This is a genomic window from Amycolatopsis mediterranei (genome assembly GCF_026017845.1).
GTDB classification, from domain to species: Bacteria; Actinomycetota; Actinomycetes; order Mycobacteriales; family Pseudonocardiaceae; genus Amycolatopsis; species Amycolatopsis mediterranei.
In genome coordinates this window covers 9328914-9347506 of record NZ_CP100416.1, presented here as the reverse complement: position 1 = coordinate 9347506, position 18593 = coordinate 9328914, and the positions used below count along the sequence as shown (strand labels likewise).

Annotated in this window: 18 protein-coding genes; 5 read left to right on the top strand and 13 right to left on the bottom strand. The window is 69.8% G+C overall.

Features of this window, described 5'->3' with window-relative positions; genetic code table 11:
• Positions 1–7: 7 nt before the first annotated feature.
• Positions 8–910 (bottom strand): alpha/beta hydrolase, encoded by a 903-nt coding sequence (locus ISP_RS42235; RefSeq protein WP_014467742.1) that lies wholly within the window; start codon positions 908–910, stop codon positions 8–10.
• Positions 911–985: 75 nt separating this feature from the next.
• Positions 986–1162, bottom strand: coding sequence for a hypothetical protein (locus tag ISP_RS42230; RefSeq protein ID WP_230468606.1), 177 nt, complete (start codon positions 1160–1162; stop codon positions 986–988).
• A gap of 823 nt (positions 1163–1985) precedes the next feature.
• Between ISP_RS42230 and ISP_RS42225 the strand changes: the two genes are divergently transcribed.
• The gene (locus tag ISP_RS42225; protein WP_230468605.1) at positions 1986–2876 is read left to right on the top strand and encodes a zinc metalloprotease; all 891 of its coding nucleotides are present in this window, start codon (positions 1986–1988) and stop codon (positions 2874–2876) included.
• Between the two features lie 37 nt (positions 2877–2913).
• Here the strand turns inward: ISP_RS42225 and ISP_RS42220 are convergent, their stop codons facing one another.
• The 3 genes from ISP_RS42220 to ISP_RS42210 form a co-directional block, all read right to left on the bottom strand.
• The gene (locus ISP_RS42220) at positions 2914–3396 is read right to left on the bottom strand and encodes a hypothetical protein (protein ID WP_013229905.1); all 483 of its coding nucleotides are present in this window, start codon (positions 3394–3396) and stop codon (positions 2914–2916) included.
• Complete coding sequence (locus ISP_RS42215) at positions 3386–3898, bottom strand: RNA polymerase sigma factor (protein ID WP_013229904.1); 513 nt, start codon at positions 3896–3898, stop codon at positions 3386–3388. The genes ISP_RS42220 and ISP_RS42215 overlap by 11 nt, the downstream gene beginning before the upstream one ends.
• Positions 3899–4190: 292 nt before the next feature.
• Positions 4191–4778, bottom strand: a complete 588-nt coding sequence (locus ISP_RS42210) for a TetR/AcrR family transcriptional regulator (RefSeq protein WP_013229903.1) — start codon at positions 4776–4778, stop codon at positions 4191–4193.
• A 76-nt stretch (positions 4779–4854) separates the two neighbouring features.
• On the opposite strand from ISP_RS42210, the gene ISP_RS42205 reads away from it, so the two are divergent.
• Entirely contained in the window at positions 4855–6723 is a 1869-nt protein-coding gene (locus ISP_RS42205) for a YbfB/YjiJ family MFS transporter (protein WP_230468604.1), read from the top strand.
• 171 nt (positions 6724–6894) lie between these two features.
• On the opposite strand, the gene ISP_RS42200 is transcribed toward ISP_RS42205, so the two are convergent.
• The 6 genes from ISP_RS42200 to ISP_RS42175 all read right to left on the bottom strand — a co-directional run bounded on the left by ISP_RS42200 (position 6895) and on the right by ISP_RS42175 (position 11318).
• On the bottom strand, positions 6895–7455 hold the full coding sequence (locus ISP_RS42200; protein ID WP_230468603.1) for a hypothetical protein: 561 nt from the start codon (positions 7453–7455) through the stop codon (positions 6895–6897).
• Positions 7456–7490: 35 nt separating this feature from the next.
• Positions 7491–8078: a type II toxin-antitoxin system PemK/MazF family toxin gene (locus ISP_RS42195; RefSeq protein WP_013229900.1), complete on the bottom strand. Its 588-nt coding sequence runs from the start codon at positions 8076–8078 to the stop codon at positions 7491–7493.
• 85 nt (positions 8079–8163) lie between these two features.
• Positions 8164–8655 carry a hypothetical protein gene (locus ISP_RS42190; RefSeq protein WP_141748501.1) on the bottom strand — a complete coding sequence of 164 codons (492 nt, stop codon included), beginning with the start codon at positions 8653–8655 and terminating at the stop codon, positions 8164–8166.
• A gap of 72 nt (positions 8656–8727) precedes the next feature.
• The gene (locus ISP_RS42185) at positions 8728–9468 is read right to left on the bottom strand and encodes a hypothetical protein (protein WP_013229899.1); all 741 of its coding nucleotides are present in this window, start codon (positions 9466–9468) and stop codon (positions 8728–8730) included.
• A gap of 39 nt (positions 9469–9507) precedes the next feature.
• On the bottom strand, positions 9508–9879 hold the full coding sequence (locus ISP_RS42180; protein ID WP_013229898.1) for a hypothetical protein: 372 nt from the start codon (positions 9877–9879) through the stop codon (positions 9508–9510).
• Between the two features lie 77 nt (positions 9880–9956).
• Positions 9957–11318 carry a serine/threonine-protein kinase gene (locus ISP_RS42175; RefSeq protein ID WP_013229897.1) on the bottom strand — a complete coding sequence of 454 codons (1362 nt, stop codon included), beginning with the start codon at positions 11316–11318 and terminating at the stop codon, positions 9957–9959.
• A 42-nt stretch (positions 11319–11360) separates the two neighbouring features.
• Between ISP_RS42175 and ISP_RS42170 the strand changes: the two genes are divergently transcribed.
• On the top strand, positions 11361–11915 hold the full coding sequence (locus ISP_RS42170; protein ID WP_034284042.1) for an RNA polymerase sigma factor: 555 nt from the start codon (positions 11361–11363) through the stop codon (positions 11913–11915).
• A gap of 133 nt (positions 11916–12048) precedes the next feature.
• On the opposite strand, the gene ISP_RS42165 is transcribed toward ISP_RS42170, so the two are convergent.
• Together ISP_RS42165 and ISP_RS42160 are read right to left on the bottom strand one after the other, a co-directional pair.
• A complete protein-coding gene (locus ISP_RS42165; RefSeq protein WP_013229895.1) occupies positions 12049–13290 on the bottom strand; it encodes an HEXXH motif domain-containing protein in 1242 nt (413 codons plus the stop codon).
• Complete coding sequence (locus tag ISP_RS42160; protein WP_013229894.1) at positions 13287–14408, bottom strand: FxsB family cyclophane-forming radical SAM/SPASM peptide maturase; 1122 nt, start codon at positions 14406–14408, stop codon at positions 13287–13289. The genes ISP_RS42165 and ISP_RS42160 overlap by 4 nt, the downstream gene beginning before the upstream one ends.
• A gap of 177 nt (positions 14409–14585) precedes the next feature.
• Here ISP_RS42160 and ISP_RS42155 point away from each other — a divergent pair, with 177 nt between their 5' ends.
• Complete coding sequence (locus ISP_RS42155) at positions 14586–14747, top strand: hypothetical protein (RefSeq protein ID WP_155258943.1); 162 nt, start codon at positions 14586–14588, stop codon at positions 14745–14747.
• Positions 14748–14788: 41 nt separating this feature from the next.
• Positions 14789–18583, top strand: a complete 3795-nt coding sequence (gene fxsT / locus ISP_RS42150) for an FxSxx-COOH system tetratricopeptide repeat protein (protein ID WP_230468602.1) — start codon at positions 14789–14791, stop codon at positions 18581–18583.
• Positions 18584–18593: the final 10 nt, after the last annotated feature.

Sequence of the window (18593 nt, the reverse complement as noted above, 5' to 3'; positions counted from 1 at the left end):
GTGTGCTCTATCGGGTCGGAACCAGGTGGCGGTGCAGGAAGGACAGTTCGGCTTCGGCGGCTTGCTCGTGGCCGTCCAGGAAGGGTTCGTAGTGGCCGCCGGGCATCCGGACGAGCTCGCCGCGGGGTGCGCGCCGGGCCGTGCGGACGCCTGGTCCGGCGAACGCCGTCTGGTCCTGGTCGCAGACGAGGATCAGCAGCGGGCACTGCACGCGGGGGGCGGCGCGGCCTGGTCGGTAGAAGCCGAACCAGAGCGGGGTCCGGGCGGCGATCGTCTGTTGCCATTCGGGATACCGGTTGCCCGGGTTGAGTGCCCGGTCGCCGTCGCGGCCGTCCGGGGTGGTCACGAACGCCACCGTGTCCGGCTCTCCGGCGAGCGGCACGAGCAGGGGTTGCTTGCCGAGCAGGCTGCCGACGGCGTCGCGGAGTCCTCGGCCGAGGAGGCGCAGCATCGGGAGGGGCTTGCGGTGACGCATCGTCTTGAGCGCGGCCACCCGGCCGTCGGCCAGCGGTGTTTGGGCGATCGCCGCCGCGAGCCGGGGGTTGCGTGCCGCGAGGCGGACGGCGTGGCCGCCGGAGAGGGAGAAGCCCCAGATCGCCAGCTTCGCCGGGTCGACGTTCGGCAGGGTGGGGGCGAAGTCGATGGCTGCTTGCCAGTCGGCCAGTTGTTCCTTGACGCGGATGACCTGGCGCGGCCGGCCTCCGCTTTCCCCGAAGTGCCGGTAGTCGAGGGCGAGGACGGTGAACCCCGCCTCGTGGAATCGTGTGGCGAACGGGTCGGTGCCCGGTTCCTTGGTCACCCCGCCGCCCGGTGTCATGATCACGCAGGCGCCGTTGGTGCCTGGGTAGTGCCAGGCGACGCACTCGGCGTCACCGCTGAGGAAGCGGACCTTTTCCCGGTCCTCGGACATGCGCACATCGACCTCCCGGTTGGTGCGGCTCGGCGGTGGTGAAGAGTTTTCGTGGGAACGTCCGTGTTTCTGGTGTCACGCGCCCGCTTCGAAGCCGGTGACGTGGTCGGTGGCCCATTCGGCGAAAGTGCGCGGCGGGCGGCCCAGGATCTTCTCGAGTTCCGGCGTCGCTGGGAACTGCGGTTGTGTGCGGTGCGCGGCGAAGCGAGCCATCATCGCGGTGACGAACGGCTCCGGCAGCCCGTTGGCCACCACTCGAGACCGCTCGTCGCGACGGCGTCGTCGGCTTCTTTGTGGCCCCCGTGAGCACGATCATGGCAAGCCCTTCTCCCCTGGGCGGCGAACCCGTTCCGGGTCACCTTCTATCTGGCGGCCAGATAATACGAGGACCATATCATACGAATTCGATACAGTGGAAGGTCGTTGCCGGCCGCTGCCCACGCCGACGACCGTGGTGGTGAAGGACTCGCCGCGCGACCTGCGCAATCAGCTTTCGCTGCTGTACCGCCAAGTGAGCGCACACCTGTCGCTCAAGGATGTCGAGAAGGGCGGCTGGGTGGCCCGATGCGCCCGAGGGCTTCCCCGCCCGATGACACCACCGTCCACTCAGGACGCCCAATCTCGCCACGTTGGTGAAGGGGTGACTCATGCACACGTCAATCACCGGAATGCCAAACCTCGCCGCGTATGACGTCATCCTCGTCGACAGCAGCGGCGGGGGTGCCGCCGGCCGGGAAGGCACTCGCCGGGATCGCGCCGGGCTGCCGCTCGCCGCACTGCCCGTCATCGTGGTCGACCCGAGGGGCAACACCTTGCGGTACAACGCATCGGCATTCGTCACACTCAGCACCGCAAGGCTTCGTGTTCCCTCCACCGGGGAAGGCGTTCGGTGTGAAAGTCGTTCACTCGTCCAGCCGATTGTTGACTCCGGGCATCGGGAGCAGACTCGGAACCCGGTCGCGGGCGGATTCGCCCGTAAGGGGGGACTCGGGGGGTTTGTTCGCTTTCTCTTGTGCTGCCCGGCTCCGCCGTGTCGCGGCCGTTCGCATTCAAGCGCGTCGTCAAGGGGAGAAACGTGTCTCGATCATGGAGAACCACCGCACGGCGGGCCGGTCTCGCGGCCGTGCTGGCTGTGACGCTCGGCGCCGGCCTGACCACGGGAGTCGCCGGTGCGGCGCCGGGGCAGGGGAAACCGTCCGCGCCCGCGAACGTCAACCCGGCGAAACGGCCCGTGCTGGACCCGGCGAAGATCAAGCGGGAGCAGGCGCCGCCGTTGAGCAAGGCGGAAATGCGGGCGCAGGCCTACGACTGGGTGGCCGAGGACGGCGATTCGCGGGTGGCGTGCTTCACCGCGGACGGCAAGCTGTCCGGCGTCGCGGAACTCGACCGCGCCGATTCGGGACCGTTGGCGGCGGCGAAGTCGACGCAGCTGTGCGCGCGGGCGTGGCCGAAGAGCAAGCCGGCGCTGGATGTCCCGCAGGTGCGGCCGCAGGACCACTACCTCGGCCACCACTGGGCGCACAACGGCCTGGCCCACTCGCAGATCTACTTCGTCGACCACACCGGCGCGAAGTGGCCGGTGACCACCGCGACGTACAAGTGGAACGAAGCGCAGGGCGTCGACTCCTACTACGAATCCAGCTGCCCGGGCAGCTGGCTGCACTGCGTGAACGTCAGTGAATACAACGCCAACGACGGGATCTACGGGGTCACGTACTTCCCGAACGGCTGGGATTCCGCGGGGCACAACTACGAAGGCGTCTACGTGCAGTTGAACAACTTCACGGTGACCACCTCGACCCAGGCCCGCAAGAGCACGCAGCACGAGCTCGGGCACGTCCTCGGGCTGGCCCACCGGTTCGACAACTCGAGTTGCATGACGCAGGGAGAGGCACCGCCGATCAGCTCGCTGCCGGACGCGCACGACTTCGACGAGCTGTACCAGATCTACAACCACGGCAACTGATCGCGGCACCGGCCGCCCGCCGGGCGCGGGCGGCCGGTCAGTCGCAGAGGTGCTTGAACCCCGTCGCCCCGGGGCGGGCCCGGAACCGCACCTCGTGCCCGCGGGCGTCGTGGAAGACGGCGGCGTCCGGCGGGTACAGCGTCATGGTGCCGTGCTGGTACGGGTCGTCCCAGCCCGGGGGCGCGCTGCGGGCCGGGCCGCTCAGCGGCGTCTCGGCTTCGAAGTAGGTGTTGCCGACCTTCGCTTCGTCGACTCCGCAGTGGGTCAGCAGGGCGAAGGCGAACGGCGGCGGCGCCGTGGTGCGCGGCGGAGTCGATACCGCCAGCGTGGCTGGGGGAGCGTCGGGCCGGTTGAGCGCGAAAGCCACTGCGCCCGCCACCACGACCACGGCGGCCGCGATGGCGGCGACGGGCACCCAGCGGCGTCGCCTCGGCAGTTCCGGTTCGCTGTCCGGGACGTCCACAGTGGACGCCAAGGCGGCGAAGGCGCGCCGCAGCCGGTCCTCGATTTCAGTGGCCATCGGGTCCTCCGAGCAGGTCTTCGAGCTTGGCCAGTGCGCGGGAGGCGCAGGTCTTGACCGTCCCGCGGGAGACGGCGAGCGTCCGGGCGATCTCGGCCTCGGACAGGCCGGACCAGTACCGCAGCACCAGCACTTCCCGCTGCCGGCGCGGGAGCTGCCGGACCGCGGCGAGCACTGTCCGGTGCTCTTCGGCGAGCAGCAGCCCGGCGTCGGCGGCCGGCAGTGCCTCGGGTTCGCCGACCCGCAGGTGCCGCCGGACGGTGGCGCGGCGCCGGTGCGCCGACCGGGCCCCGTTCACCACCGACACCCGCAGGTACCCGGCGGCGGCCGCCGGGTCGGCGAGCACGGGCCAGCGCCGGTGCAGCGCGACGAAGGCGTCCTGGACGACGTCCTCGGCCTGGCTGGTGTCCCCGAGCAGCAGCACGGCCAGCCGCAGCAGATCGGGCCGGTGCCGGCGGAACAAGTCCGCGACCGGCCCGTCCGTGCGCGTTTCCGGCGGCACGCCGGACCACCTCCCCTGTCGACGTTCTACGTATTACACGCCGAGGGACGGGCCCGGGTTGACCTCACCCGAAAAGGGCAGAGGTGCTCGCCCGGCGGTGCACCCCGATACGGCCCTGCCGGCGCCGACCAGCCGGCCGCCGGCAAGAGCGATGGTCTGGGCACGGCGGGTCGGCCTGACGATCGCTCTGGTCACCGACCGGCAATCGACCAGCAGGTCAGCCTGGACCTGTTCGAGACCACCGCGGAGGAACGCCGGATCTTCCTGTCCCGATGACCGGGCTGACGGCAGGTCAGGTCCGGCGGGTGGTGGCGAGCAGGGTGAGTGCGGCCTGGAGTGCGTGTTCGCCCGCGTGGGTGGGGCTGTGGTGGTCGGCCACGACGGTGGCGCCCTCGACGAGGATGAGTAGCTGCTGTCCGAGTTGGCGGGGGTCGGCGGCTCCGGCGCGATCGGCGATTCCGGTGAGCAGTTCGAGGTAGCGGCCGAGGTGCCGGGTGGTGATGGCCCGGACGGTGCCGGTGTGGTGCTGGGTGGCGGCGTTGAGCAGTGCGCAGCCGCGGAAGGCCGGCTCGTCGTACCACCCCTGAAGCGTGTCGAACAGGGCGGTGAGCTGGTCGGCGGGGTCGTCGCCGGCAGCCTCGACGGCGTCGGTCAGCCAGCGGACGACCCGGTCGCTTCGTGCTTCGAGCATCGCTTGGACGAGTCCGTCCTTGCTGCCGAAGTGCCGGTAGAGCGTCTCCTTGGACACGCCGAGGCGTGCGCACAGTTCGGCCACGCCGATGCCGTCGAGCCCGCGTTCGTACAGCACCTGGGTGACCGCGTGCAGGATCGTCGCGCGGGTGCGCTCCGGGTCGATGGTCGTGCCTTTGGCAACGGGCATGGTTCGATCGTACCGATCGGTTCGATCATTGTGCTAGCGTCCGGATGGTACTGATCGGTTCGATCTGGGGGTGCGCATGACAGCGACGGGACGGGCCGTGCGGCTGGCGCTCGGGACCGCGTCCGCGCTGGGACTCGCGCGGTTCGCCTACGGGCTGCTCGTGCCGGCCATGCGGGACGACCTGCGCTGGACGTTGGCCGACGCGGGAGTGATCAGCGCCGCGAACGGGTTGGGTTACCTGGTCGGCGCGGCGGTGGCGGTGGTACTGGTGCGCTGTTGGGGCACCGCCGCGGTCTTCCGCTGGGGCATGGTCGTCACCGCGTTGGCGTTGGTGAGTACGGCGGCGGGTGACGATTTCGTGGTGCTGCTGGCGGTCCGCACCGTGGCCGGGGCGAGCGGGGCGGTGGTGTTCGTCGCGGGTGGGGTGATCGCGGCCCGGATCGCCGCGCGTGCCGGGTCCAGCGCGCCGATCACGGTGTACTTCGCGGGCACGGGTCTGGGGATCATCCTCAGCGGTGCGACCATTCCGGGTCTGGGTGATCACTGGCAGCCGGCGTGGGCCGCTCTGGGTGCCGCGGCGGTGCTGGCCACCCTGATCAGCTGGACGGCGGCGGGAACCGGCGAGGAGCTGCCGGCCGGTGAGGCCGGCCGAGCACGGGTGCGTCCGCTGTGGCGGGTCGCCGTGGCGTACTTCCTCTTCGCCGCCGGGTACATCACCTACATCACTTTCCTGTCCGTCTACCTGGCCGAACGGCACGCACCGGTCATGCAGGTGGTGCTCACGTGGACGGCGCTGGGCGCCGCGGTCGTGGTCGCCCCGGTCCTGTGGAGCCGCCCCATCACCCGCTGGCCCGGCACCCGCGCCCTGGCTGTCGTGCTCGGCGTGCTGGCCGGCGGCGCGGCGCTGGCGCTGCTGTCACCCGCACCCGCTGTCGTGATCGCCTCCGCGGTCGCCTACGGGGTGACTTTCATGGCGGTCCCCGCGGCCGTCACCGCCCACATCCGGACCGCCGTTCCGCCCGCCGACTGGACCGCCACGCTGGCCGCGTTCACCACCCTCTTCGCCGCCGGACAGACCGTGGGCCCGTGGCTGGCCGGCATCCTCGCCGACCACACCTCGACCGCCGCACCCCTCGCCTGGACCGCTGTTCTGTGCGCCGCCGCGGCGGCACTGGCGGCGGCCCGGCCCGCTACCCGGCGAGAAACTCGACGCCGAAATCCGCTGAACCCACCCCCGACAACCACACGGAGCACGATCATGGCCACCTTCGTCCTCGTCCCCGGCATGTGCCACGGCGGCTGGTCTTTCGCCGAACTGACCGAGCAACTCCGCGGGCACGGCCACCGCGTCCACCCACTGACGCTGACCGGGCTCAGCGAACGCAGCCACCTCCTGCACGGCGGGGTCAACCTCGACACCCACATCGAGGACGTGACCGCACTGCTGGTGGCCGAGAACATCCACGACGCCGTCTTGGTCGGCCACAGCTACGGCGGAATGGTGATCACCGGGGCCGCCGACCGCACGCCCGAGCGCGTGGACGGCCTGGTCTACCTCGACGCCGTCGTGCCCGCGCACGGAGATTCCTGCTGGACACTGGTCTCCGACGAGGAACGCCGCTGGTACCTCGACGTCGCGGACAACGGCTACGCCACACGTCCCCTGCCGTTCTTCGACCCGCGAGCCACCCCGCACCCGCTTGCCTCATTGCTCCAACCCCTCCGCCTGTCCGGCGACGGCACCGGTTTCCGCCGGGACTACGTCTATGCCGCCGGCTGGGATGGCCAGTCACCCTTCACGCCCGTCTACCAGCGCCTTCGCACGGACCCCGCATGGACCACACACGCACTCGACAGCGGACACAACCTCATGCGGGACGCACCCGGCGACCTGCTGAAGATCCTGCTCGACGCCGCTCAACCGTCTACTGTGGACAGGAAGTGAACACCAGTGACAGGTCGTCCAAACGCTTCCAGCGTGGGTGGCGGCGTTCGCAGGGCGGGGAGGCTGGCTTCCCGGCCTGGTTGGGGAGTACAGGGCCGCGAACCTGACAGAGGTGAGGAACACGGTCGCGTGCGGAACTGCTCCCCGCAAGCTCAGCGGCGGGTGGCCTCTTTACCGGGTGCTGTAGTCGTATGGCCGGTATGGCAGCACCTCAGGCTCGCGTGGCGGGAGGGTCAGTCCCTGCCCGGGCCGGAAGGGTCCCCGCGCGACGAAGTTTTTGACGTGTTCGGTCATCGCTGCGATCTCCGCTTGCCGATCCTCCGATCCGTAAGTCTGCGGTGGGCCGTCGACGTAGTACACGGTGTGGTTCGTGTACGGCCCGTTGCCGAGAACTGCGGTCGCTCGAGGGCCCAGGCCCAGCGGCATCGCGTCACAGAGGCGTTGCCGTGAAAGCAGGACAACTCCGTCGGCAACTCGCTCCCAGTCGCCGATCGCGGGCCACAAGGCGCCTCCGTCGAGTTCGTAGGTCAACGTCGACAGCGGGACGACGCAGCCGGGGAAGCGGCCCGGGAATTCAGTCAGGCAACGGAACATCAGCCCGCCGTCGGGCTGCGGCAGACGGGGATGGAGCAACGTTCTCGCATGCACGATGGTCGCGTTGATCGGGACCGGATGCTCCGGCGCCGAGTACGGCTCGTGAAGCGCCAAAAAGTGCACATCCTTGACGGACAACCTGTTTCCCTTCGAGAATCCGACACGAACGACCCTTAGTAGGGCAATGTCGCCTGGTGACGGCCGGCCACCAACACGATGGCCAGAAGCAACAGGATGAGACCGTTGACGGCGACGGCGCCGACACCCATGACACGAACAGCGGTGCTGGGATGCCGCCGGTTCACCACCAGTGACGCCACTCCCAAGCCGGCCGCTGCGACAGGACAACAAAGTACCGTCGCCGCCAATGCTCCTACGGCCAGCGCCGGCACGGTACCCGGCGGGGTCGCCGCTCGGTTGTGCCCGGCGGGAGCTGCGAGCAGCGGATGGTGCAACTGCGCCCAGGCCCACGTTCTTCGGTCGCAGGGGCCGAGGAACCGAGTGAACGAGCCCGCGCTGTAGTCGAGGGCGAAGACGGGGCGCAGCTGAAGCCAGCTGCTCTTTCCGGAGGAGGCGTTCCACGCGCTGGTCGGCATCCGCACATAACCGCTTCGTCCGCGCTTGTCCTTGCTGGTGATCTTGAGAACCCGGACGGTGTACCCGTTGCGGTGGAGGACCAGGCAGGGACGGTACTTTCCGTCGTTGCAGTCTTCGAAGGGCACGTACGCCCACCAGATCTGCCCGGGAACCGGTTGATACACGTGGATACTTCCTTTGGCTTTGCATCAACGCGCCGGCGTGCGACGTCCGCCGGCCAGTCGAGGTGGCTGATGGTGGCAGGCCGGGTCAGCCGCAGGAACCACCGATTCGGCGCATCTTCTCGTGCAGCATCCACGCCCAGCCCGCACCGCGTCCGTCAATGGCGGAGACGTACCCGTAAGCCCAGACGCCGTCGGACTGTTTCACACCTACGTGTGCCCCGGGGTGGACGCGGCCGATCAAATTGCCCGCACGGGTGTCTCGTGCGGAGGTTTCGGCCACGACGGCGTACTGCGGCAGGCACTCGCCTGGTCCCGGCCCGGCCGTGGCGGTGGTCGACTCGGGAGACGCCGGTGGCGGCGCAGTCCGAGCGCTGGAGGTCCCGGCCTCGGCTGGAGAAGTGCTTTCCTTCTGAGGTGTGCTGATCACGGTCGATTCGGGAGTGGTCGAGGAGCTCTGATCGATCTCTTCCGAGGTATCGATGATCGGCTGAGGCGCGACGCCGACCCGTTCGGGCTGCCCGCACGCACTGAGGCAGAGCGAAAGCGCGGCGGCGAGGCAGATGACGCGTCTGAGCATGGTGGCTTCCTTCGGACACTGGGGGCGCTGGTCCCGGCGTGGCCGGCAGCCGGGACCAGCGGGCGCTTGCGGCTAGTGGTGGAGCTTTTGCTGGGCGTCGAAGACGCAGGCGCGCGGTACGAAGTACCAGTCCGATGCCTGGTGGTCGAAGCCGGCGCTCTTGCGGGACTCCCCGGTTCGGACGTGCTGGTCTTGAACCATCACCCAGGCACCGTCGCGGCTGACATACCGCCAATAGACTTCGTACGTGGCGGTGAACCGGGTGTAGAGGTCGTGGGGCTGGGCCTTGGGCAGCCACGGCGAGACGTTGCCGAAGGCCGGAGCTCCCTTGGGGTAGGTACCGGAGCACTTCGACGGCTCGACCTTCGCGTAGGAGCCGCCGCTGCAGTGGCCCGGCTCGCAGTTGCGCAGACCGTTGCTGAACTGCCTGAACAGCAGGGCGCGACCGTCGGTGCCGCCCGGGCACTTCGCCGAGGACGCGCTCTTGGTGCCGGCGAGCTTGGCTTGAGTGCTGACCCACCCGCAGAAGTCCACGTTGCCGTGGACCCGGCCGTAGCGGAACTCGCCGCTGGTGGTGACTTGTGTGAAGGTGACACCGGGGTGGCTGCCCCGTTCGGTCAGCGCGTTGCCGATCACGTATCCGGCGCCTTTGCCGGGTGGGGCGTTGCGGATGGTCGCATCGACCGTGCTGGCGACGGTTCCCTTGGTATCGGCGTCGCCGGGAACAGCCGTGGCGAGGCAGATCCCGGTCGCCACCGCGCAGACGGCGGCGATCTTGGGCACGAGGGTGAACCTGTGGTGGCGAATGCTCATTGCGGCTCCAACGAAGTGTGGTCGAAGGACTGGGGACGGTCAGCACCAGTTGCGGACGTAGTTGAAGGAGTCGCGCAGGGCGGCGCCGGACCCGGTGAACCGGCCGGCCGCGGTGTAGAAGTTCCCGGTGAGCCAGCCGGTGGTGTTCGGTGCCATGCCGGTGTTGAGCAGGTCGCCGGGGGAGTAGCTGCCGGTCACCTCGCCGCCGGCGACCTGGCGGATCGTGCCGCTGCGGTTGGCGGCGTACTGCCAGGTGGGGAACTCGCACGACGCGGTGGCCGGCCCGGTTCGAGAAGTCGGTCCGGCGGCGGCCGGCAGCACGAACGGACCGGCGAGCATCGCCGCGGTCACGGATGCACAGGTGATGACCTTGATGCTGCGGCGCCGGGCGGAACTCGGCCTGGTCTTCATGTGGGTGGTCCTCTCGCGTTGTCGTCCAGCCCCTGATCCGGGACTCACACTGTTGGATGCACGACGGGCGAGAAAAGTTATCGGCTGTTTCCGGCGACCTGCAGTGAGCCGGCGATCTCACCCGTGAGGGGGGTTTGGCCGACGTGTTGCTTGACTTGGAGCCAGGCCTGTCGCCCACCGTGAGCCAGCAGTACATCGTCGACGAGGACGTCGGCGCAGCGATGACGGGTGCTGGCCAAGGCGGCGGCCACGGCGGGTGGGTCGTCTGCGCGGCATGCTCGATGAGTCAGGTGAAATCGGAAGTCGTTGGCCGTGATCCGAGTTTGCGGAGGTAGCAGGCCGATGAAGACCCCGGGCTGGTCGTCGGCCATGTCGGTGAACCTGGTCGCCGACACTGCCGCCAGCAGCGATGGCTGCGCACTGCCTTCGACTCCGATGACCTGGGGGTTCCACGTCGTGCCGGCGACCTGAACGGCCCAGTCGCGGGGGACACTGACCTGGATCGCGCCGCTGTCGTCCTCGAGTTCCACTGCCGACGGCGAGCGAGCGAGCACGACCGCCACGGATGCTCCAGCGACCGTGACAGCCGCTGCCGCCGCAACGAGAGCGCGACGCGTTCGGCGATGGCTCTTGGTTCGTTGGGGGCGAGTATCGGTATTTTCGCTGTCGAGGCGGATGGCCCGGAGTTCGGTGAGCAGCGCGCCGATGTCGGGATAGCGCCGATCAGGGTCGGTTTGCAATGCTCGACCGATGACTTGGCGGAGTTCCCCGGGCACGTCATCCGGGAAGCCGGGATCGGCGCCGGTGCCGACATGGCGACCGGTGATCGAGCGGTAGAGCACCGCGCCGGCTCCGTAAACGTCGGTGTGCTTGCCCAGCGGGCCGCCGTGAGGGCCCTGTTCGGGTGCCATGTAGCCGGGAGTGCCGCAGGCGAACGTGATCATCGACGCGTCGGCTAGGCGTTTCGCCAGCCCCAAGTCGCCGAGCAGGACTTTCTCGTCGCCGTTCCGGTCGCTGAACAGGACGTTGGAGGGCTTCAGATCCCGATGGAGAACGCCGCGCTCGTGCAGTTCGTGAAGCCCTTCGCAGATGTCGATCGCGATGGTCACGCCCTCCTGCCAGCTGACCGGTCCGCTTGACAAGCGCTCCGCCAGGGTGCCGCGGTCGGCGAAGGTCATGACGAAGTACGGGCGTTCGCCCGGCAACTCGCCGATGTCGTAGACCCGGACCACCCGGTCAGAGTCGATCTTGCGGAGCAGACGAGCTTCGTCGAGGAAACGCAGGCGAACGTCGAAGTTCTCGTGCCACTTGTCGGAAAGGATCTTGATGGCTACTGGAGCGTCAAGTTCATCGTCGTGCGCGAGGTAGACATCTGCGAAACCGCCGCAGCCGAGGAAGTCGATGATCCGGTATCTGCCGACGCGGTCGGGAACGTCCATGCCGCTATCATGCCGCCCTGGGCTCGAAAGGGGAGACGTGCCATGCAGGACGACGAACTCAATGCGCTGGGAACGGCCGCATCCCAAGGTGATCAAAAAGCGTTGCAAGAGGTGCTTCGACGGGCGCGGCCAGCTGTTATGGCTGCGTGCTCCAGAATTGTGTGGTGTCAGCAGGACGCCGAAGAGGCTTGTCAAGATGCGCTCATGGCGGTCGCGTCCAAGATTGCCACCTTCGACGGTCGCGCACAGTTCACCGTGTGGTTGCGAGCTGTAGCCAATAACAGTGCGCTCATGACCTACCGCCGGCTTCGTGCGCATGCACAACGGGTGCAGTACCCTGCTTCGCTTCCCGACCGAGCGGATCCGCGTAGGACGAGTGTCATCGCCGGAACACGGATAGCTCTCCTCGACGCGATCGAGCAGCTGCAGGTCGAGGACCCAGATGCTGCGCAGCCCTTTCTGCTTCGCGAAATCGGCGGTCTGACGTATCAGGAGATCGTCGACTATCTCGGCATCTCACTGGTCAATGTCAAAGCCCGTATCCACCGGGCGCGGAAGAGGATTCGTGCGCAGCTCGGCGATCTGCGAGCCGGGTGACCCCGGACAGGTCAAGGCGGCCCCGGCGCGCTGGTCATCGAGTGCACGTACGACCTCTCGTCGATGCCGGCGCTTCATCTGAAGGCGCCCTTCATCTTTTTCCCGGAAAGCGCGCTACACCATCGACGTCCGGTTACCGGTTCGCCGAGAGCCAGGTGCCCCGGTGCTCCGAACCGAGCCGGCGGGCCGCCGCCACAGCTGCCCTGCTGACCGGTTCGGCGAGCCAGCCCGCGATGGTGTCCGCGAGCAAGCCGGTGAACTGCCGGCCCAGTTCGGTCAGCTCGTCGCCGGCGCGGAGCTCGGCCACCGCTTCGGCCACGGCTTTGCGCCAGCGTGCGAATTCCGTTTCGGCGAACAGCCGATCGGCCGGGGGCGCCGCCGCTCGCCGCTGGTTTCGCCAGAAGGCCGCGACTCCGGCGAATGCGTAACAGCCGTGCAGGAGACCGCTTGCCGGCCTCGGGTCGGCTCGCCAGGGGGCGTAGTAGCGGCGGCTCGCGCCTCGGGAAACCAACGGGAACAGATCCGTCAGCCCGATGAGCTTCGTGTGCTGGAGCTCGTGGGCCAGGCTCGCGGCCGCCGTCACCGGGTCGGCAGGCGGAGAGAGGAAGACGCACCCGAACGCCGCGTCCGCGGTGCCGCTCACCGGGCTGGTCGTCCCGCCGGGCAGGGGCGTCACCACCTTGATCGCCCGCGGCAGTTCGGCCGCGGTGGCCGGGTGGTGGCGGCTGAGCACGCGCCAGGCCGCGTCGAGCGCCGTTCGCCAGGTGTCCGGGACCGCGGCGGCGTCCGGGCGCAACGAAGGAGGCTCGTCCTCGCCGGCCCAGTCGTCGAGGATGAAGGTGGCCGGACGCTCCCGCGCTCCGACCGTGACGCGGGGGAGCGGACGCCAGCGGTCCGCCCCGGTGCGCCAGTCGGCGGGGATCGTGGCGGAGCCGACCCGCGTGCCGCCCGCGATCGGGGTGACCGTGATCTTCCCCGGCTCGGCCAGCAGCACCGTTCCCATGCCCGGAATCTTCACGTCACAACGGAACACCTCGACCGTCACGGGTTCCCGGGCGTCGACCGCCGCCGCCAAGGTGATGCGGTGCAGGCCCGGCGCGGCGGGTTCTCCTCGTGCGGCCACGCGCAACGCCCATGCCCCCACCGAGGGGTGGCGCAGCACCCGCGTGACGGACCCGGGACTGGTCCGTTCCAAGCGGACCAGCAGCGCGAAGACGGCGGCCGCCGAAGCCTGTGTGGCGGCCAGGTGCTTGATCAGCTGGAGGGTGCGGCTGAGCCGGGCGTCGGCGAGCAGGCTCACCACGGACGGGCCGCCGCCGCCTTGGGCGAGTGCGGCGAACTGTTCGCGTCGCAGCGCGAACGGGGCGGCTTTCACGTGGTGCCGCGCAACGCGGCGAGATCGGCGGCGAGCCGGGCCCGGATGTGCGCGATCAGCCGGTAGAGGTCCGCGCAGTAGACCGAAGGGTTGTCGAACCCGGTGCCCGAGCGGTAGCGGTGCGCCGGGAGCCCGCCACCGCACACCCGCACCAGATCACACGCCCGGCAGCTCGCGTTGAGCGGTGGCGGCAGCGCACCGGCGAGCGCCGCGTCGAACGGAGCCCCGTCCACGTGCAGGCCGGTCGCCGCCGCCCCTTCGGCCACCGAAGCGAGAATGTCCGACCGGCTGATCGAACCATCCGTTTCCACGACCAGAAACGGCGCGGTGTCGTTGCCGATGCCCTCGATACCGGACCGGCCGCCGAGCAGCACGTGGATGATCTCCTCGAACAACCGCACCCCCGTTTCCCGCCGAGGCGCGCCGTACCAGCGTTCGAAGACGCGGATCAGCCAATCGCCGTACCGGCCCGTGCCCGGTGGCGGTGCATCCCAGGTGCGGTGCGGGAGCAGGAAATCGACTCGAGGCGGCGAGAATTCCAGCAATGCTTCGTAGGTGGCGACCGGATCGTTGCGCAGATCGATGGTGCACAGCAACCCGCGGTAGATTTCCCGGAACGCTTCAGAACCGAGCCGCCGCAGCGCGGCCGTCGTGTCCGCGTGGCTGCCTCGCCCGCTGGGCCCCCGGCGGTGCCGGTCGTGGGCGACCCGATCTCCGTCGAGGCTCACGCTGACGCCGATGCTCAGCTCGCTCAGCACTTCGAGGGTGGGCCCGGTGAGCAGCGTCCCGTTGGTCTGCATCGACAGCCGTACCTGCGCGGGCACCCGGTCTCGCAGGGCGCCGGCGATCTGCCGCACGAGGGAAAGGCCGCCGAGCAGCGGCTCGCCGCCGTGGAGCAGGACCGCCAGTGAGGGCAGCCGGTGCGCGGCCACGTGTTCGGCTATCCTGCCGACGATCCGGTCGGCCAGTGCCGGTGACAGGGCCCGCGGGCGGAGCCGCCAGCCGTGGTCGGCCTTGGTGTAGAGGTAGCAGTAGTCGCAGGCCAGGTTGCACCGGCTGTGCAGCTTGAGGATGAACTGGCGAAATGCCAACGGGGCGGCTCGGGCGGTCTTCTCCATAGTTCCTCTATTCCTCCCGATCAATGAAACACGCTCGTCCGGGTGATCGCGAGACCGGTGTCATCGATTGATCTTCCTGGCCGCAGGCCGATCGGCCGAACGGTTCATCCTTCTCTGGAGTGACGGACGGCCGGTATGATGAAATGACCAACGGCGGCATGAGGGGCGGCAGTGTCGATGGCCGACGAGAACCTGCTCGAATCCGATCTTCTTGACGTCACGGATCTCGACCTCGAGTCGTTGCAAGCGTTGCCTGATTGTGTACTGCGGTCATCACTGGATCGCGCGCTCGGCGATTCCCGGGGCAGATACGATGCGCCGTACGAGTCAGGTCTCTGAGGCGCCGTAATACCCGGTCCTCTTTTTTCGACTGGAGTGTGATGAGCAGCCCATCGAGCACCCACGGCCCGGGAGCGGGGCGGCAGCCGAACGTGACGGCCTTCCTCTCCGCGAAGGAGGGGGCGGGGTGCACCAGCACCCTGGCGAACCTGGCGTGGGCGTTGTCCGCCGCCGGACGGCGCGTGCTGGTCGTCGATTGGAGCCCGGCGGGGACGGGGCAGCGTGAATTCCTGGGACCGTTCGCCTCCGCGCAGATCGAGCTCCCCGGCCCGCTCGCCCGGCAGCTCCGGCTCGCCGCCGGCCTGCCGGCGAATCCGGCCGAAGCCGGTCCGCTGACCGCCGTGCACTGCACTCACCTCGACCAGGCCGGGTACGTCGACGTCGTGACGCTGAACGCGATGGACTTCGCCACCACCGCCGCGCCGAGCCTGCGGGAACAGCTCCTCGCCGCCGGCTACGACGACGTCCTCGTGGACTGTCCCGCCGGGCCGGGTGACCCGATGCTCGCCTTCCTGGGCGCCTGGTGCCGGTGCGTCGTGGTGTGTTTCGTGACGCGCGCCAAGGAAGTCGCCGAAGCTCGCGCGCTGGTGGACCGCGTGCGCCTGACGCTGCGGCCGGGACTCGCCGTGCTGCCGCTGGCCACCCGCTTCGGTGACCGGTTCCCCGAACGGGCCAAGCAGGCACGCAGCCTCGTCGCCGTGGAGTTCGGCTCGGTGGTCGAGGAGCAGGCGGATGTGCTCCACCTGGCCGAGGTACCGGAAATTCCCGAGCGCAGCCACGACACGGTGGATCCGGTGCTCAACCTGGTCGTCGAAGAACCGGGCGCGGGTGGCCGGCTGGAGGCCGGGTACGGCAACCTGATGGCCGCGTTGACCGGTGGTGCGCAGGCGTCCGTTCCCGAAGTGCCCGAACTCGTGCGCCGCCGCTACCGCAAGGCGTTCGGGCTGGCCGTACCGGACGGCGGCGCCGAAGACCGCGTGGTCGTCGTCTACGCCACGCCCGACCGCGCGTGGGCCGACTGGGTCGACGCCCACCTCCGGCGCGCCGGCGCGAGCACCCGGTTCTTCCGCGACGCGGAGCCGTGGTTGGCCGGGAGCGGCCGGCTCGGTGTCGTCCTGGTGGGCACCGCGGCGTTCGACGAAGCCGGGCTGGCCCCCGAGGTGGTGGCGCAGGTCGGGCGCGCCCGGCGAACCGGGATGCGGGTCGACGTGGTGATCCTGGCGCCCGGCGGATCCGGCCGGACCAGCGACATGTTCTCCGACGCGGTGACGATTTCCGGGGATTTCGCGCAGGACGGGCAGTGGCTCGTCACGCGGATGCTGCGGCACTTCGGTTTCGTCGAGCGGCCGGGGAGCAGGACGGCCGAAGGCGGTCACCTCCCCGGGCGGGCGCGGGAGCTGCAGTCCCTGCCGCCGCGGCGCCCGGTGTTCGTCGGGCGCGACGACGAGGTCGAAGGATTGCGGGACCGGTTGCCCGTGGCGAGGGCGGGCCGGGAGGAGCTGACCGGCCGGCCCGGGATCGGCAAGACCGAGCTCGCGCTCGAGTTCGCCCACCGGTTCGCCGGCGACTACGACGTCGTGTGGTGGATCCCCGCCGCGGACCGCCAGTCGGTGCTGCTCGCGCTCGCCGACCTCGCGGACCGCCTGGCCGGGCCCGCCTCGGGCACCTACGGCAACACCGTCGCCCTGGACCGGCTGCGCGATCCGGCCTTCCAGCGGTTCCTCCTGATCTACGACAACGTCGAGGACCGGACGGTGCTCGAGGGAACCGTGCCGGAAAGCCCGCAGGGACACGTCATCGTGACCGGGGTGGCCGCGCCGGCGTCGGCGATCGAGCTCGCGGAACTCTCGAGCCGCGACAGCGTGCGGTTGCTGAATTCCCGCGTCAACGGACTCACCTTCGCCGACGCCCAGGAAGTCGCCGAAGCGGTGCGGCACCTGCCGCTCGCGCTCGATCTCGCGGGGGCGTGGCTGAACGAGCTGAGTGACGCCGACCGGCGGGCGGGCTCGAGCGTCCTGGCCGCCGCGGCCTGGGCGGCACGCCGGTTCCTGGACCGGCTGGGCAGTCCCGCCGACCGGGCCGGCGAGGATTCGGATGCGACGGTCGCCCGGGTCGTCGGCCTCATCCTGGCGACGCTGGACGAATCCCCGCTGGGGCGCTGCACGGCGCTGCTCGCCCGGCTCTGCTGCTGCTACTCCCCGCACGGCATCGGATTGGGCCTGATCCGATCGACCGCGATGATCGACCGGCTGGCCGAGCTCGCCGGCCCCGACGCGAACCTGCTCCGGCAGGACGCCGTGGAGATCGACCGGATGCTCTGGCTGGGCTCACGCCTGGGGCTGTTCCGGGTCAGCTGGGCGAAACCCAGTTCGCTGCAGGTCCACCGGGTGGTGCAGCAGGGCATCCGGCGCTGCCTCGGCGCGGAGGAGGAAGCCCGGTACCGGGCGGAAGCGTTGCGGGTACTGGTGCGTTACGCGCCGAGCGAGGTGGAGGTCGACGAGCGCTTTGCCGCGGAGCGCTTCCTGGAGCTGCACAAGCACATTTTTCCCTCGGGCGCGGTGCTGAGCGAGGACGAAGCCGTCCGGCGCTGGCTGGTCGCCCAGGTCCGGTTCTACTACCGCAGCGGTGGTCCGCAGGTGCAGCGAGAGGCCCTGCCGCACGCCGAGCGGGTGCTCCGCCAGTGGACCGCACGGTTCGGCGAGGACGATCCGCTGCGGATGCGGATGGCGCTCCAGGTCGCCAACCTCCACCGGGCACTGGGCGATTCCGCCACGGCTCTCGAGCTGGACGACGCGGTGCTCGGAAACCTGCGCCGGCAACGGGGGCTCACGCACCCGCAGACCCTCTTCGCCGCGCGCGCCCGGGGCGGTGACCTGCGCAGCCTCGGCGATTTCGCGGAAGGCCTCGTCGAAGACCTCAGCACCTGGGACGGCTTGCGGGAGGCGCTCGGCGACGACCACCCCGAGACGCAGATGGCGGCGAGCAACGCGGCCGGATCGCTGTTCCTCAACGGAGACCTGAGGCGGGCCCACGCGGTGGCCACCGACCTGTTCGAACGCCGGAAGCGCTTGTACGGCAACAGCCTCGAGGTGTGGGCCGCGCTCGTGCGGGTCGGTGCCTACCGGCGGGAACTGGGCAGGCACCGGGACGCGGTCCACGCCCTCCGGGAAGCGCGGGGGCGATTGTCGGACCTCGAACCGAAGCTGAACGTCGTCGAGCTCATCGCCCTGCGGCAGCTCGCCATCGCGGAGCGCACCGGGCCGGGAGCCGGCACCCCGGGGCACGCCGAAGACGCTTGCAGCCAGATGGAGGAGGCCTACACGGGGTACCGGACGCTGCTCGGTGACGACCACCCCGCCACCATAGGCTGCGCGCTGAGCCACTCGGCCACGCTGCGGGCGACGGGCACCGATCTCACCGGTGCCGTGGAACTCGCCGAGGTCGCCCTGCACGGTCTACTGACCAAGGCGCGCTACGCCGAGCAGCACCCGTTCACCGCGCTCGCCCGGCTGACCCTGGGGGCGGCACTGCTCGCCGCGGGAGAGCTCGACCGCGGGCGCGGCGAGGTGACCGCGGCGCTCGAAGTCCTGGTGTCCCGGCTCCAGGCGGCGCACCCGTGGTCGCTGGCGGCCGCGGTCGTCCGGGCGTGGGCCCTCGCCGCCTGCGGACAGGGAGAAGAGGCTGCCCGGCGCATCACCGAGGTGCGCCTGGCCTGCCTCGAGCACCTGGGAGAAGACCATCCGCTCACCGCGGTCGCCGCGCACGACGAGGAGCTGGCCGCGGCCGGGCAAGTGCGCTGCTGGCGCGTGCACGACGTCGACATCCCGCACATCTGAATCCCGGCCC

Excerpts from the sequence above, each read along its gene's own strand:
- ISP_RS42235 (WP_014467742.1), bottom strand. The coding sequence starts at position 910 with ATGTCCGAGGACCGGGAAAAGGTCCGCTTCCTCAGCGGTGACGCCGAG.
- ISP_RS42220 (WP_013229905.1), bottom strand. The coding sequence starts at position 3,396 with ATGGCCACTGAAATCGAGGACCGGCTGCGGCGCGCCTTCGCCGCCTTG.
- ISP_RS42210 (WP_013229903.1), bottom strand. The coding sequence starts at position 4,778 with ATGCCCGTTGCCAAAGGCACGACCATCGACCCGGAGCGCACCCGCGCG.
- ISP_RS42205 (WP_230468604.1), top strand. The coding sequence starts at position 4,855 with ATGACAGCGACGGGACGGGCCGTGCGGCTGGCGCTCGGGACCGCGTCC.
- ISP_RS42190 (WP_141748501.1), bottom strand. The coding sequence starts at position 8,655 with ATGCTCAGACGCGTCATCTGCCTCGCCGCCGCGCTTTCGCTCTGCCTC.
- ISP_RS42185 (WP_013229899.1), bottom strand. The coding sequence starts at position 9,468 with ATGAGCATTCGCCACCACAGGTTCACCCTCGTGCCCAAGATCGCCGCC.
- ISP_RS42180 (WP_013229898.1), bottom strand. The coding sequence starts at position 9,879 with ATGAAGACCAGGCCGAGTTCCGCCCGGCGCCGCAGCATCAAGGTCATC.
- ISP_RS42175 (WP_013229897.1), bottom strand. The coding sequence starts at position 11,318 with ATGGACGTTCCCGACCGCGTCGGCAGATACCGGATCATCGACTTCCTC.
- ISP_RS42170 (WP_034284042.1), top strand. The coding sequence starts at position 11,361 with ATGCAGGACGACGAACTCAATGCGCTGGGAACGGCCGCATCCCAAGGT.
- ISP_RS42160 (WP_013229894.1), bottom strand. The coding sequence starts at position 14,408 with ATGGAGAAGACCGCCCGAGCCGCCCCGTTGGCATTTCGCCAGTTCATC.
- ISP_RS42155 (WP_155258943.1), top strand. The coding sequence starts at position 14,586 with ATGGCCGACGAGAACCTGCTCGAATCCGATCTTCTTGACGTCACGGAT.
- fxsT (WP_230468602.1), top strand. The coding sequence starts at position 14,789 with ATGAGCAGCCCATCGAGCACCCACGGCCCGGGAGCGGGGCGGCAGCCG.